Here is a 13,843-nt window from a genome sequence, read left to right on the forward strand (position 1 = left end):
GGTGCAGAAAACTACAAATAGCGAAATTAACGTTTCATGTTTATGAAACAATCACGCCATGAAATCCCGCGCACTCCTGACCAACCTCGCCGAAGCCGACCTTCGTCTGCTCCGGATATTCATTGCGATTGCCGAGTCCGGTGGACTGGCTGCAGCCGAGCTGAGGCTCAACATCAGTCGCTCGGTGATCAGCCGTCACCTCAAGGACCTCGAAACCCGGCTCGGTGTGCGCTTGTGCGAGCGTGGCCGCTCGGGTTTTGCGCTCACCGAGGAAGGCGGAACGGTGCTCGATGCTGCACGCAGGCTGCTGTCGCAGATCGAGGGCTTCAGGCGCGAGGTGGCGGGGCTGCATGGAGGCATGCGTGGCGAACTGAACCTGGCGGTGTTCGACAAATTCGTGACCAATCCCGAGTGCAAGCTGGCGGAAACCATCGCCACCTTTGGTGCCGAGGCGCCCGGGGTGAATCTGAATCTGCATGTGGCCGGGACGATTCCGATCGAGAAGGGCTTGCTCGAAGGTCGGTTTCAGGTCGCCATCCACCCCTTTCATCGCGCCAGTGAGAGCCTGCTGAGCTGGCCGCTGTTCTCCGAGCAGATGTGGCTGTACGGCGCACCCGACCACCCGCTGCTGCGCGGTGGTGCCACGCCCGATGACGCGGTTCTGCGCACTGCGGCCTTCGTCGGCCTGGGCTATCACTCGCCCAATATGGAGCATTTCTGGCGTCTCGGGCTGCAGCCGGCGGCGCGCGCGCATGAGCAGGAGGGCAGCGTGGTGCTGATCCGCTCGGGACGCTATCTCGGTTTTCTGCCCGAGCACTATGCGCAGTCCTTCGAGCAGGCGGGCGTACTGCGGCGGATTCCCTCGGATACCCTGCAGTATCGCTGCGACTGGAACGTGTCGATCGCGCGCAGCCCGGCGCCGGGGCGCATTGCCCGTCACTTCACCAGTCGGCTGCGCGAGCTGCATGGCGCCGAGGTCGAGCCACGGTGAGCTGGCGTGTCTTCAACATGGTTGGCGCCGGCGCTCGCGCGCGCTGCGGTTCAACCAGTGATCAAGCAAACGGGTGGGCAAGGTGTCGCGACTGATTCTGCTGAACAAGCCCTACGGGGTGCTGTGCCAATTTTCCGACGAGACCGGGCGCGCCACGCTCAAGGATCATGTCGCCGTGCCCGGCGTGTATGCGGCCGGACGACTCGACACCGACAGCGAGGGTTTGCTGCTGCTCACTGACGACGGCGCGCTGCAGCACCGGATTGCCGATCCGCGCCACAAGCTGCCCAAGACCTATCTGGTGCAGATCGAAGGTGAACCGGACGATGCCGCGCTTGCGCAGTTGCGTGTCGGGGTGGATCTGGGCGACTTCGTCACCCGGCCGTGCGAGGCGCGCAGCGTGGCGGAGCCCGACTGGCTGTGGCCGCGCGATCCGCCGGTGCGGTTTCGCAAGACGGTGCCGACCGCGTGGCTGGAGATCGTGTTGCGCGAGGGCAAGAACCGGCAGGTGCGGCGGATGACGGCGAAGGTGGGCCTGCCGACCCTGCGCCTGGTGCGCGTGGCGATCGGGGACTGGTCGCTGGATGGCCTGCTGCCGGGACAGTCGCGCGAGGTGCCGGTGCCCGCCGGTCTGGTGCAGACCACCGCTGCAGCGCCACCGCGCAAGCAAGGTGGGCGGCGGAACGTGCCCCGCAGGCGGTAGAATCGGCGCAAACGCATTTAGCCGACGGAAACGAGCGATGAGCATGATGGGCGTGGTTGGGCAGGTGTTGCGGATTGGCGGGCTGATGGCGGCACTCGTGCCGGCGATCGTGGGCGCGCAGATGCAGGTCGCGGAACTCGGCGCCGGCATGTTCCGCATCGAGACCGAAGTGGCCTACACCGGCCCGGATCGTCAGCTCGGGCTGATGAATCGCAAGAGCATGCCTGCGCATCGCGGCATGGTTTTCGTCTTTCCGCAGAATGCGCAGCACTGCATGTGGATGAAGAACACCCTGTTGCCGCTTTCGGTGGCCTTTCTGGACGACGGCGGGCGCATCCTCAACATCGAAGACATGCAGCCGCAGACCGAAGACAACCACTGCGCGGCCGCGCCAGCGCGCTTTGCGCTGGAAATGAATCTGGGCTGGTTTCGCGAGCGCGGGATCAAGGCGGGTGACCTGATCCGCGGTACCGAACGTCTGCCGGCGCCGCGCTGAGCGCGCGCGCAGTCCCGGCACACAGACTGACAGCACTTTTCGCAGCGCAGGAATTACGCGGTTTTCTCCGCGCTTATCCGGCTTCGGGTCTTGTTCGCTGCCGGCGATAATTGCCCCACGTCGTCCTGCGTCCATGCTGATCCCTGCATGGCAGGGCGTTACCGGAGCCGATCGTGGCAGAAGAGAGCGATCTCGAGAAAACCGAACCAGCGTCACCACGACGAATAGAGCAGGCCCGCGAGGAAGGGCAGGTTCCGCAGTCGCGCGAACTGTCGACCTTCTTCATCACCATGACCGGGGTGGCGACGCTGTGGCTGCTCGGCGACTGGATGGCGGACCGTCTGTTCGGGCTGTTGCGACGCTCGTTTGCGTTCGAGCGCGAGATGGCCTTCGACCATGTGCTCATGCTCGACGGCTTCAATACGCTGCTCAGCGGCGCGCTGCTGACCATGATGCCCCTGTTCCTGACCCTGCTCGTGGCCGCGGTGGCGTCCCCCATTGCGCTCGGCGGTCTGGTGTTTTCCCCCAAGGCGCTGGGGCCCAATTTCGGCCGCATGAATCCCCTGCAGGGGCTGGCGCGGATGTTCTCGGTGCACGGCCTGGCCGAGATGGTGAAGGCCATCCTGAAATCCTTGCTGGTGGGCGGCGTGTCGGCCATCGTGCTGTGGGTCAACAAGGATCACCTGTTCGATCTGATGGTCGAGCCGCTGGAAGTGGGCATGCCCGACTTTGCCGACACGGTGGCCTTTGCGGCGCTGATGATCACCACCAGTCTGGGTTTGCTGGCGCTGATGGATGTGCCCTTCCAGCTGTGGCAGTACCACAAGAAACTGCGCATGACCAAGGAAGAGGTCAAGCGCGAAGGCAAGGAGCAGGAGGGCGACCCGCAGGTCAAGGGCCGCATCCGTGCGATGCAGCGCGAGATGGCGCGCCGGCGGATGATGTCCGAGGTGCCCAAGGCCGACGTGGTGGTGACCAACCCGACGCACTTCTCGGTGGCGCTGAAGTACGATGCGAGCCGGATGGCTGCGCCCATCGTCGTGGCCAAGGGGCGCGGCGATTTGGCGCTGAAGATTCGCGAGATCGCGCGCGAGAACAAGGTGGCCATGCTCGAAGCGCCGCCGCTGGCACGCGCACTGTATGCGCACTGCGAACTGGAGCAGGCGGTGCCCGCAACCCTGTTTACTGCCGTGGCCGAGGTGATGGCCTACGTCTATCAGCTCAATAACTGGGTGGCCGAAGGCGGATTGCCGCCGCAGCCACCTGCCGAATTGCCGGTGCCCGAGGGGCTTGACCCCGGCGCCCCCGAAGAGTGAATGCCTGACCCATGGCCTCGAACGATACCCTGAACCTGCGCGCGCTGATCACGCCAGAGAACCTGCGCACGCTGGCGGCACCGATCCTCATCATCATGATTCTGTCGATGATGGTGCTGCCCTTGCCGGTGTTCCTGCTCGACGTCTTCTTCACCTTCAACATCGCGATCTCGGTGATGGTGATGCTGGTGGCGATGTACTCGAAGAAACCGCTCGATTTCTCGGTGTTCCCGACCGTGCTGCTGGTCACCACCTTGCTGCGGCTGTCGCTCAACGTGGCCTCGACCCGGATCGTGCTGCTCGAAGGCCATGGCGGCGGCGATGCGGCAGGCAAGGTGATCGAGGCCTTCGGCAGCTTCCTGGTCGGCGGTAATACGGCGGTTGGTCTGGTGGTGTTCGTCATCCTCACCCTGATCAACTTCGTCGTCATCACCAAGGGTGCCGGCCGTATCGCCGAAGTGAGCGCGCGCTTCACCCTGGATGCGATGCCGGGCAAGCAGATGGCGATCGACGCCGACCTCAACGCCGGTCTGATCGACGAGAAGACAGCCAAGAGCCGACGCAAGGAGATCGGGCAGGAGTCAGACTTCTACGGCGCGATGGACGGTGCGTCCAAGTTCGTCCGTGGCGATGCGGTCGCTGGCATCCTGATCCTGGTCATCAACATCATCGGCGGTCTGTTCGTCGGCGTGATGCAGCACGACATGGCGATTGGCGAGGCGGGTCGCACCTATACGCTGCTCACCATTGGTGACGGCCTGGTGGCACAGATTCCGGCGCTGATCATCTCGGTTGCGGCCGGTCTGGTCGTGTCCCGCGTCGGCGACGAGGGCGATATTGGCGGGCAGGTCATCAACCAGGTGTTTTCCAACCCTCAGGTGCTGGGACTGACCGCCATCATCATCGGCGTGCTCGGCCTGATCCCGGGGATGCCCAACGTGGTGTTCATCCTGCTTGCGGCCATGTTCGCCGCGCTGGCGTGGATGCGGCACAAGCGCATCGGCGAGGAGTTGCAGGCGGCAGAGGCGCCCGCGGCGGCGCAGGCGGCTGCGGCGCAGCAGCCGGCCGAATCGCAGGAGGCAAGCTGGAACGATGTGGCGCCGGTCGATGTGCTCGGGCTGGAGGTGGGTTACCGCCTGATTCCGATGGTGGACAAGGGGCAGGATGGTGAACTGCTCAAGCGCATTCGCGGCCTGCGCCGCAAGTTTGCGCAGGAGGTGGGGTTCCTGTCCTCGCCGGTGCATATTCGCGACAACCTCGAGCTCAAGCCCAATGCTTACCGGATTGCGCTCAAGGGGGTCGAGATCGGCACTGGCGAAGCGTATCCGGGGCAGTTCCTGGCGATCAATCCGGGTCGTGTGTCGGGGCCGCTGAGCGGTCGCGAGACCAAGGATCCGGCCTTCGGCCTGCCTGCATTCTGGATCGAAGGCGGCGGTCGGGAGCAGGCGCATGCGCTCGGATACACGGTGGTCGACGCGAGCACGGTGGTGGCGACCCACCTCAATCACGTCATCCTCAACCATGCCGCCGAGCTGCTCGGGCGGCAGGAAACCCAGTCGCTGCTCGACCATATCGGCAAGGACGCGCCCAAGCTCATCGAGGATCTGGTGCCCAAACTGCTGTCGGTTTCCACCGTGCAGCGGGTGTTGCAGAACCTGCTCGACGAGGGCGTCAATATCCGCGACATGCGCAGCATCATCGAGGTGCTGGCCGAACATGCGCCGCGCATTCAGGATCCGGTCGAGCTCACCGCGAAGGTACGCGAGGCGCTGGGGCGCGCGATTGTCCAGAGCCTGTTCCCGGGCAATGCCGAAGTGCAGGTGATGTCGCTCGAGCCCGGTCTCGAGCGCATCCTGCTGCAGGCCATGAGTGCGAGCGGCGAGGGCGGGGCGATCGAGCCGGGTCTGGCCGACACCCTGCTGCGTCAGACGGCGCAGCTTGCCCAGCGCCAGGAAGACATCGGCCTGCCGCCGGTGCTGCTGGTTCCGGCGCAGCTGCGCATGCTGCTGTCGCGCTTCCTGCGCCGTGCCGTGCCTTCGCTGAAAGTCATCTCCAATGGCGAAGTGCCGGAGTCGCGCACCATCCGCATCACCGGCATGGTCGGCACTCCGACCTGATCGAACGCCCGTCGCGCAGCCCCCCAGGGCTGCGTGCTGCGCCTGACAGCGGCAAGCGCCTTATGACTTTCCGGCAAGGGGAATAAGCGGGGGAAAACCGGTTTATTCCGCCCATGCCGCACAACCGGTCCGCCGCATAATCGTCTCCAGGATGCGCGCAAAGCGCTGTAGTCGGGAGATTCATCATGAACGTTAAGCGCTACTTTGCTCCAACTGCCCGTGAGGCACTGCGAGCCTTGAAGGAAGAGCTCGGTGCCGATGCCATCGTACTGTCCAACCGGGCAGTCGAGGGTGGGGTCGAGATTCTGGCGCTGCCTGCCGATGCCGTGGGTGCGCTGCAAAGCGTGCGCCCGGCGCCTGCTGCTCCGCGTGCGCCCGCTCCGGCGCCGACGCGCCAGATGGCGGCACCGATCGATGATGAAGACTTTCACCTCAGCCTGTCGGGGCTGGCCGCCGGCGTGGTGCCGCGCAGTGCTGCCCCGCAGCCGCCACGGCGCAACCCCGATCCGGTGATGCGCCCCTTCAATCCGCCGCGTATCGATACCAGCGCGCCCGCACCGCGCAGCAATGCAGCGCCGGCACCGGAGCGTGCAGCCGTGATGCGCTCGCGGGTGACGGTGGAAGACGGTGGTCGCCAGGCTGCGCCCGTCGTTGAGCGTCCGTCCGCTCGCGCCGCCGAAGACGCCCGTGTGCGGGAATTGCAGGAAGCCAATAACAAACTGATGGCCGAGCTGACGGGCATCCGCGGCATGATCGAACGCCAGCTCGCAGGCTTTGCCTGGGGTGAAACCCGCCGCCATGCACCCGCCCGCGCGGCCATGCTCGGAGAACTGCTCGAAGCCGGCTTCTCCGGTACGACCGCCCGCCAGCTGGCGGAAGCGATTCCGGAGGATGCGACGCCCGATCAGGCGCATGCCGTCGTGCGTGCCATGCTCGACCGCAAGCTCAATGCGCGCTCGACCGACGATGACCTCATCGATCGCGGCGGCGTCTATGCGCTGGTGGGCCCCACCGGTGTCGGCAAGACCACGACCACCGCCAAGCTCGCTGCACGCTGCGTGCTGCGTCATGGTGCAGGCAAGTTGGCGCTGATCACCACCGACGGCTACCGGATCGGGGCGCAGGAGCAGCTGCGGATCTATGGCCGGATTCTCGGCGTGCCGGTGTTCTCGGTGCGCGATGCAGCCGACCTGCGTCAGACCCTTGGCGAGCTGCGCAACAAGCACATCGTGCTTATCGACACCATGGGCATGAGCCAGCGCGACCGCATGGTGGCCGAGCAGGCGGCCATGCTCAGCGGCGCCGGCGACGTCCGCCGCCTGCTGCTGCTCAACGCAACCTGCCGCGGCGACACGCTGGACGATGTCGTGCGTGCCTACGCCGGTCCCGATCTGGCGGGCTGCATCTTTACCAAGGTGGACGAGGCCGCTTCGCTGGCACCGGCCATCGACGTCGCCGTGCGCCGCGCCCTGAATGTGTTCTACGTGACCAATGGCCAGCGCGTGCCGGAAGATCTGCACCTTCCAAACCGCGCCTACCTCCTTCATCGCGCTCTGCGCGAGCAGGGGGGCGAGTCACCCTGGCATCTCAACGGGGATGAGGCCGGCATGATGCTCGCAGCTGCGGGCCAGGGAGCCTGACATGATCGACGGACGCGAAGACCAGGCGGCGGGACTGCGGCGTTTGTTCCGTAACGCACCACCGGGCGTGGTGGCGCTGTATGCTACCGGTCGCTATCGCACGCACAATGCGGTGCGTGCTGCCCATCGCATTGCCGGCCATGCGCACCGCGTGCTGCTGCTCGACGAGGCGACCGGCGACGAGGCCCTGACCGCTGCACTGGACCTGCCGGCGGGCCCGGATCTGTTGCAAATGCTCGATGGTCGGCTGACGCTTGCCGGCCTGCTGCAGCCGGTGCCCGGTCTGCTCGGACGTGTGCCCGCTGCCGCCGCTGCACTGGCCTTGCCCCTGCTCGACGATGCGCGTCGCGCATGTCTGGTCGAAGCGCTGCGGGTCCTTCATCGTCATGCCGGGTTCGTGCTGATCCACGCCGGTCAGAGCTCGGCCAGCGACCCGTCGCCCTTTGTGCATGCGGCGCCGCGTCGGCTGCTGGTCGCAGAGGCGAGCGCGAGTGGCGCGACCGAAGCCTATCAAGTCATCAAGCAGCTCGCGGCGGCCGGTGCCGGGTCGCTGCACGTGGCCGTCTGCCGTGCCCGCAACCGGGCCGATGCAGAGCGCTTCTTCTCCAGCCTTCAAGGCCTGGTGCGCCGCCATGTCGGCGTGCCGCTGGCATGGCTGGGCGAAATCGAGCGCGACGACATCGCAGAAGGCCTGTCGCAGCCGCAGTCGATGTCCTCGCCGCGCGAGCCGGAGGCCGCGTTCCTGCGTCGTCTCTCGGTGATGGCACGTAGCCGGCCGGACGGGCAGGTGCGCAGGGAGTGAGTATTGTGATGCCGCTGACCTATCCTGCTAGCAATGCGAACGCCAGTGCGGGAAAATGGACCTCCTTGAACGCGCCAGCGGCCGCGCCCGATCGGTCGCGCCGCAAAAAGATACAGGTCCAATGGATGTACGACGCTGACGGACAACTTGATACCGATCACCTGGTGGTGTCCTACGCGCCGCTGGTCAAGCGCATTGCCTATCAGCTCATGGCCAAGCTGCCTGCGAGCGTTGACGTCGAGGATCTGATCCAGAACGGCATGATGGGCTTGCTCGATGCGATCGGTCGTTTCGAGGAAGGCATGGGGGCGCAGTTCGAGACCTACGCGGTCCAGCGCATCCGCGGCTCGATGCTCGATGGTCTGCGCGAGAACGACTGGGTGCCGCGCAGCCTGCGCCGCGACATGCGCCGCATCGAATCCGCCATCAACGATCTCGAGCAGCAGAATGGTCGCGCACCGAGCGAGACCGAGCTCGCCGAGTCCCTCGGCGTGTCGCTGTCCGAGTATCAGCACATGCTGCAGGAGGCGCGCGGTCACCAGCTCGTCTATTTCGACGACTTTGCCCGTGACGAAGGCGAGGATTTCCTCGAGCGTCATTTCGGCGAGCATGAAACCAACCCGCTGGAACTGCTCGAGAGCGCGGATAACCGTGCCAGCCTGGTGCGCGCCATCGAGGCGCTGCCCGAGCGCGAGAAGATGATCATGGCGCTCTACTACGACGAAGAGCTGAACCTGCGCGAGATCGGCGAGGTGCTGGGTGTGACCGAGTCGCGCGTGTGTCAGCTCCACAGCCAGGCCATTGCGCGCCTGCGTGTGCAGGTGGTCGGGGCTCGCCCGGCGGGCAGCACGCCCGGTGCGCGGCGCGGTCGCCCGCCCAAGAACCCGCCCGCAGGGGCCTGACGGCCACAGGATGGAATCCAATGGATAGCATCAGCCTCGTTGGCATCGCGCTCGGACTTGCCGCCATCCTCATCGGGCAGGTTCTCGAGGGTGGGCACCTGTCTTCGCTGATGCAGCCCACCGCATTCCTGATCGTGGTCGGTGGCACTGCCGGTGCGGTCATGCTGCAAAGCCCGCTGCGCGTTTTCGTCGACGGCCTCAAGATGGCCAAGTGGGTGTTCGTGCCGCCGATGAGCAGCCATGAGGCCATCATCGAGAAAGTGTCGGCGTGGAGCACGGTTGCGCGCAAGGAAGGCCTGCTCGTACTCGAAGGGCAGATTGACGGTCTGAATGATCCCTTCATGCAGCGCGGCCTGCAGATGCTGGTCGACGGTGTCGAGCCGGGGCGCCTGCGCGAAGTGCTCGAGGTCGAGATCGATACCTGGGAAGGGCAGCTCAAGCAGAAGGCCAAGATCTGGGAAGGCGCCGGCGGTTACGCGCCGACGATCGGGATTCTGGGTGCGGTGCTGGGCCTGATCCACGTCATGGAAAACCTCTCCGATCCATCCAAGCTCGGCGCCGGCATTGCGGTCGCCTTTGTTGCGACCATCTACGGTGTCGGGCTTGCCAACCTGATTTTTCTGCCGATCGCCAAGAAGCTGCAGGCCCATATCGGGACCATGGTGTCCCAGCGCGAGATGTTCGTTGATGGTCTGGTGGGCATCGCGAGCGGTGACAATCCGCGGATCGTCGAGAGCCGCATGCAGGGCTACGTGGTCTGACGGGCCACAGCGGAACCCGCCATGGCACGCAGACGCAAGGCTCCTGAAGAACACGAAAACCACGAACGCTGGCTGGTGTCCTACGCCGACTTCATCACCCTGCTGTTTGCGTTCTTTGTCGTGATGTACTCGCTGAGTTCGATCAACGAGGGCAACTACCGGGTGTTGTCCGATTCACTGGTGCAGGCTTTCCGCAGCATCAACGTGAACGAGAGCGGACAGCAGATCATCATGCCGCCGATCGCCGTGGTGACGGGCCCCATTTCGCCGGCCCTGCAGAAACCCAAGGTGCAGGCCCCGACCGCCGAAGAGAAGAAAGCCGAGGAAGAACGCCAGCAGAACGCCGCGCGCATGCGCAACATGGCCGAGGAAATCCGGCGTGTGCTCGGGCCGCTGACGCGTGACGGACAGGTCAGTGTGTCCGAAGGAGCGTTTGGCATTACCGTCGAGATCAACGCCAGTCTGTTGTTCGCGCCCGGAGAGGCCGTGCTCGGTGACGAGGCGGTTGCGGCGCTGCGTGCAGTGGCAGGCGTGATTGCGCTGGCGTCGTTCCCTGTGACGATCGAGGGGCACACCGACAACATCCCGATCAGCACCTTCCGCTTCCCCTCAAACTGGGAGCTCTCTGCGGTGCGGGCGTCGTCGGTGGTGCGCCTGTTCGTGGAGTCGGGGGTGTCGCCCGAACGCCTGACCGCCGCCGGTTATGCCGACCAGCGCCCGGTGGCGGACAACACGACCGAAGAGGGGCGTACGCGCAACCGGCGGGTCGCGATCCTGATCGAATCTCGCGTGGGCGACCCCCCGCCTGAAGCCCCCGGTACGATCCCGGACAACGACCCGATCCGCTCCATCCTGCCGCCGATCGAGCCCGTCGCGCCGGGCTGATTCGCTTTCCTCAGTACATGTTTTCCGGCTTGAGCCGGATTGCCAGCTGCATGCCCTTGCGCGCACGGCGGTGGCGCATGGTTTCGCGCTGTGCCGGCTTGAGCGTGACCGAAGTCTGCTTGCTTCCCCGGCCGATGCCTTCGACGGTGAGAATCGCGTCGTCCGCTGGTACGGCCACCGCGACCAGGGTCTCGTCTTCGTCCATGCCCATCACGATCACGCCGCGTCCGCCCGACTGCACCTTCATCTCGGCACGCGGGAACACCAGCACACGGCCGCCGGCCGATGCGGCGGCAATCCAGTCGCCCTGTACCCGCGCCGGACGCAGCACGGTTTCGCCCTTTTCCATGGCCATGAAGGCCTTGCCCGCACGCTGGCGGCTGGTGGCGTCGCCCACGCTGCAGATGAAGCCGTAGCTGCCGCTGTTGGCGAAGAAGTAGTTTGCATCCGGCGCGTCGGCCACGACCTGGGCCAGTTTGCCGCCGTCCTGAAACTCCACCAGGGTGGTGATCGGCACCCCGTCACCACGTCCGCCCGGCAACTCCGCTGCCTTGACGGTATAGGCTCGGCCGCGCGTGTCGATGACGACAAGCGGCCAGGTCGTGCGTGTCTCGAGTACCGCGAAGCCGAAGTCGCCCGCCTTGTAGCTGATGGATGCGGGGTCGATACCGTGGCCCTGGCGCGAACGGATCCAGCCGTTTCGGGACAGGATCACCGTAATCGGCTCGTCGGGCACGCTGATCTCGGCCGGCGCAACGGCGGCCACGGTTTCGATCAGGGTGCGGCGGTCGTCGCCGTATTTCTTCGCGTCGTCCTGGATTTCCTTCAGGATGAGCTTGGTCATTGCCGAGCGGTTGTCGAGGATGTGCTGCAGGCCGGCGCGCTCGTCCCGCAGCTCGCCGAGTTCCTTCTCGATCTTGAAGCCTTCCAGGCGTGCGAGCTGACGCAGGCGGATTTCGAGGATGTCCTCGGCCTGGATGTCGGTGAGGCCGAAGGCGGCGATCAGCGCGGGCTTCGGTTCGTCCGATTCGCGGATGACGCGGATCACTTCCTCGATGTGGATGAAGGCGATCATGCGGCCCTCGAGGATGTGGATGCGACGATCCACTTCGTCCAGCCGGTGCCGGGTGCGGCGCTCGACGGTGACATAGCGGAAGTCGATCCACTCTCGCAACACCTGCACCAGATTCTTCTGCTGCGGCCGGCCGTCGCGACCGATCATGGTCATGTTGACCGAAACCGAGGTCTCGAGGCTGGTGTGGGCCAGCAGTACCGCCATGAATTCATCGCGGCTCTGGCGGCTGGAGCGTGGCTCCAGCACGATGCGGATCGGCGACTTGTCGCTCGACTCGTCGCGCACGGTTTCCACCGCGCCCAGCACCAGCTGCTTGAGGTTTTTCTGTTCCTGGCTGACTTCCTTCTTGCCCGAGCGCGGCTGCGGGTTGGTCAGGGTTTCGATCTCGGCCAGTACCTGCGAGGCTGAAACACCGTGCGGCAGCTCTTCGACGATCACCCGCCACTGGCCGCGGGCGAGTTCCTCGATGCGCCAGCGTGCGCGCATGCGCAGGCTGCCTCTGCCGCCGGTGTAGGCATCGCGGATCGCCTCGGGCGAGGAGATGAGTTGGCCGCCGCCGGGGAAATCCGGTCCCGGCATGCGTTCGAGCACGTCTTCCAGCCCGGCTTCCGGGTGGCGGATCAGGTGGCAGGTGGCCTCGGCGACTTCACGCAGGTTGTGCGGCGGAATCTCGGTGGCCATGCCGACCGCGATGCCCGAGGCACCGTTGAGCAGCACGAAAGGCAGGCGCGCGGGCAGCAGTTGCGGTTCTTCGAAGGCGCCGTCGTAGTTGGGGATGAAATCCACCGTGCCGCGATCGATCTCGGACAGCAGCAGTTCGGCAATCGGTGTCAGGCGGCATTCGGTGTAGCGCATTGCCGCGGCGGAGTCGCCGTCACGCGAGCCGAAGTTGCCCTGGCCGTCGACCAGCGGATAGCGCAGCGAAAAGTCCTGGGCCACCCGTACCATGGCGTCGTACACCGAGGTGTCGCCGTGCGGATGGTACTTACCGATCACATCGCCGACCACGCGCGCCGACTTCACATGCTTTGACGTCGACGACAGCCGCATCTCGCTCATGGCGTAAAGGATGCGGCGCTGCACCGGCTTCATGCCGTCCTCGACCTGAGGCAGGGCGCGCGACTTCACCACGCTCATCGCATAGGCGAGATAGGCGCGCTCGGCATAGTGGTCGAGGGCGAGGGTGCCGTCGTCAACAGGGGGCTGGTCTGCCGGGGGCAGGGCGGCGGAATCGCCGAACGGATTGGATATGTCGTTGCTCATCGGGAGTAGGCCAGGATCAGGCGGATATCCCGGCGACAGGCCGGAAAGGGGGCGATCTTAACCCGTCAGGGCCATTCGGCGCGAGCCGATCTTCCCCTGAGCTGGTGAGAGACACGACGTCAGGCGCTGCCTTGTCGCAATTCCGACTCAGTCGGCGGCCTCATCGGCAGCGTCGTCAATCAGGGCCGAGATCACCGAGTGGCCGACGCCGTCTTCCGGGTCAAGAACCTGCAGGCGGGCGACGATACGGCGACTGGCCTCGGGGTTGTCCCGGCGCAGTTCGATGAAGGACAGCGCCTTCCTGCAGGAGTGTATTGAGATGGGCGGGCAAGGGGCCGAAGGCGATGCGGTTTTCCTGCGGTTTCGAACGGGCCATGGCGGTCGGGTGAAGAGTCGGGGCAGCGTGCTCAAGCAAATAGCATTCCGAGCGGGGCGCGTGGTGGCACTGAACCTGCTTTCCGTGTGGAATCGAACCGGAGTCTCAACGTGAAAATTGCAATCGCTACCGATCAATTCACCACCGTCGCAGGCCATGCCGGCAAGTCGCATCACTGGTTCGTGTACGACTGCAGGCGCGACGCGCCAGTCCCGCAGCCGACCCGGGTCACGCTGGAGAAGGCGCAGCTGATGCATTACTGGAAGGACGACGGACCGCATCCGCTCGATGGGGTAGACATCGTCGTTGCGGCAAGCGCCGGCGACGGCTTCGTGCGCCACATGCAGGCGCGAAATGCGCAGGTGCTGCTGACCGGGGAGTCGGTTCCGGCGCTTGCGCTGGCAAGCATCATGAAAGGCGAGGCGCTGCCCGAGACGCGCTTCGACATTACGACGGCGCTGTGCAAGCTGAAGGATGTGTTTTCGCGCTACTAGCGCATGGGAAACGGCATGGACG

Annotated in this window: 13 protein-coding genes; 11 read left to right on the forward strand and 2 right to left on the reverse strand. The window is 65.4% G+C overall.

Going from position 1 to position 13,843, the window contains the following annotated elements:
• The first annotated feature begins 58 nt into the window (after positions 1-58).
• The 10 genes from CEW83_RS00930 (at position 59) to motD (ending at position 10,613) form a co-directional block, all read left to right on the forward strand.
• The gene (locus CEW83_RS00930; RefSeq protein WP_108947665.1) at positions 59-991 is read left to right on the forward strand and encodes a LysR family transcriptional regulator; all 933 of its coding nucleotides are present in this window, start codon (positions 59-61) and stop codon (positions 989-991) included.
• 82 nt (positions 992-1,073) lie between these two features.
• Positions 1,074-1,694, forward strand: coding sequence for a pseudouridine synthase (locus CEW83_RS00935; protein WP_108951114.1), 621 nt, complete (start codon positions 1,074-1,076; stop codon positions 1,692-1,694).
• A gap of 85 nt (positions 1,695-1,779) precedes the next feature.
• Complete coding sequence (locus CEW83_RS00940) at positions 1,780-2,190, forward strand: DUF192 domain-containing protein (protein ID WP_234419107.1); 411 nt, start codon at positions 1,780-1,782, stop codon at positions 2,188-2,190.
• 173 nt (positions 2,191-2,363) lie between these two features.
• Positions 2,364-3,506 carry a flagellar biosynthesis protein FlhB gene (gene flhB / locus CEW83_RS00945; protein ID WP_108947667.1) on the forward strand — a complete coding sequence of 381 codons (1,143 nt, stop codon included), beginning with the start codon at positions 2,364-2,366 and terminating at the stop codon, positions 3,504-3,506.
• 11 nt (positions 3,507-3,517) lie between these two features.
• Positions 3,518-5,623, forward strand: a complete 2,106-nt coding sequence (gene flhA / locus CEW83_RS00950) for a flagellar biosynthesis protein FlhA (RefSeq protein WP_108947668.1) — start codon at positions 3,518-3,520, stop codon at positions 5,621-5,623.
• A 185-nt stretch (positions 5,624-5,808) separates the two neighbouring features.
• Positions 5,809-7,263: a flagellar biosynthesis protein FlhF gene (gene flhF / locus CEW83_RS00955; protein ID WP_108947669.1), complete on the forward strand. Its 1,455-nt coding sequence runs from the start codon at positions 5,809-5,811 to the stop codon at positions 7,261-7,263.
• Position 7,264: 1 nt separating this feature from the next.
• On the forward strand, positions 7,265-8,065 hold the full coding sequence (locus tag CEW83_RS00960; protein WP_108947670.1) for a MinD/ParA family ATP-binding protein: 801 nt from the start codon (positions 7,265-7,267) through the stop codon (positions 8,063-8,065).
• A 125-nt stretch (positions 8,066-8,190) separates the two neighbouring features.
• Positions 8,191-8,967 carry an RNA polymerase sigma factor FliA gene (locus CEW83_RS00965; RefSeq protein WP_108947671.1) on the forward strand — a complete coding sequence of 259 codons (777 nt, stop codon included), beginning with the start codon at positions 8,191-8,193 and terminating at the stop codon, positions 8,965-8,967.
• A gap of 20 nt (positions 8,968-8,987) precedes the next feature.
• Complete coding sequence (locus CEW83_RS00970; protein ID WP_108947672.1) at positions 8,988-9,728, forward strand: flagellar motor protein; 741 nt, start codon at positions 8,988-8,990, stop codon at positions 9,726-9,728.
• Between the two features lie 21 nt (positions 9,729-9,749).
• Positions 9,750-10,613 (forward strand): flagellar motor protein MotD, encoded by an 864-nt coding sequence (gene motD, locus CEW83_RS00975; RefSeq protein WP_108947673.1) that lies wholly within the window; start codon positions 9,750-9,752, stop codon positions 10,611-10,613.
• Between the two features lie 10 nt (positions 10,614-10,623).
• Here motD and parC read toward each other — a convergent pair whose 3' ends face one another.
• Both parC and CEW83_RS20935 read right to left on the reverse strand, forming a co-directional pair.
• Entirely contained in the window at positions 10,624-12,951 is a 2,328-nt protein-coding gene (gene parC / locus CEW83_RS00980) for a DNA topoisomerase IV subunit A (RefSeq protein WP_108947674.1), read from the reverse strand.
• 147 nt (positions 12,952-13,098) lie between these two features.
• Complete coding sequence (locus CEW83_RS20935; protein WP_159099351.1) at positions 13,099-13,362, reverse strand: hypothetical protein; 264 nt, start codon at positions 13,360-13,362, stop codon at positions 13,099-13,101.
• Between the two features lie 75 nt (positions 13,363-13,437).
• On the opposite strand from CEW83_RS20935, the gene CEW83_RS00990 reads away from it, so the two are divergent.
• Positions 13,438-13,821: a NifB/NifX family molybdenum-iron cluster-binding protein gene (locus tag CEW83_RS00990; protein WP_108947676.1), complete on the forward strand. Its 384-nt coding sequence runs from the start codon at positions 13,438-13,440 to the stop codon at positions 13,819-13,821.
• Positions 13,822-13,843 lie beyond the last annotated feature (22 nt).

The organism is Parazoarcus communis (assembly GCF_003111645.1).
In the GTDB taxonomy this organism is placed as follows: domain Bacteria; phylum Pseudomonadota; class Gammaproteobacteria; order Burkholderiales; family Rhodocyclaceae; genus Parazoarcus; species Parazoarcus communis_A.

Coding starts and splice junctions, on each gene's coding strand:
- CEW83_RS00930 (WP_108947665.1), top strand. CDS start 59: ATGAAATCCCGCGCACTCCTGACCAACCTCGCCGAAGCCGACCTTCGT.
- CEW83_RS00940 (WP_234419107.1), top strand. CDS start 1,780: ATGGCGGCACTCGTGCCGGCGATCGTGGGCGCGCAGATGCAGGTCGCG.
- flhA (WP_108947668.1), top strand. CDS start 3,518: ATGGCCTCGAACGATACCCTGAACCTGCGCGCGCTGATCACGCCAGAG.
- flhF (WP_108947669.1), top strand. CDS start 5,809: ATGAACGTTAAGCGCTACTTTGCTCCAACTGCCCGTGAGGCACTGCGA.
- CEW83_RS00960 (WP_108947670.1), top strand. CDS start 7,265: ATGATCGACGGACGCGAAGACCAGGCGGCGGGACTGCGGCGTTTGTTC.
- CEW83_RS00965 (WP_108947671.1), top strand. CDS start 8,191: ATGTACGACGCTGACGGACAACTTGATACCGATCACCTGGTGGTGTCC.
- CEW83_RS00970 (WP_108947672.1), top strand. CDS start 8,988: ATGGATAGCATCAGCCTCGTTGGCATCGCGCTCGGACTTGCCGCCATC.
- motD (WP_108947673.1), top strand. CDS start 9,750: ATGGCACGCAGACGCAAGGCTCCTGAAGAACACGAAAACCACGAACGC.
- parC (WP_108947674.1), bottom strand. CDS start 12,951: ATGAGCAACGACATATCCAATCCGTTCGGCGATTCCGCCGCCCTGCCC.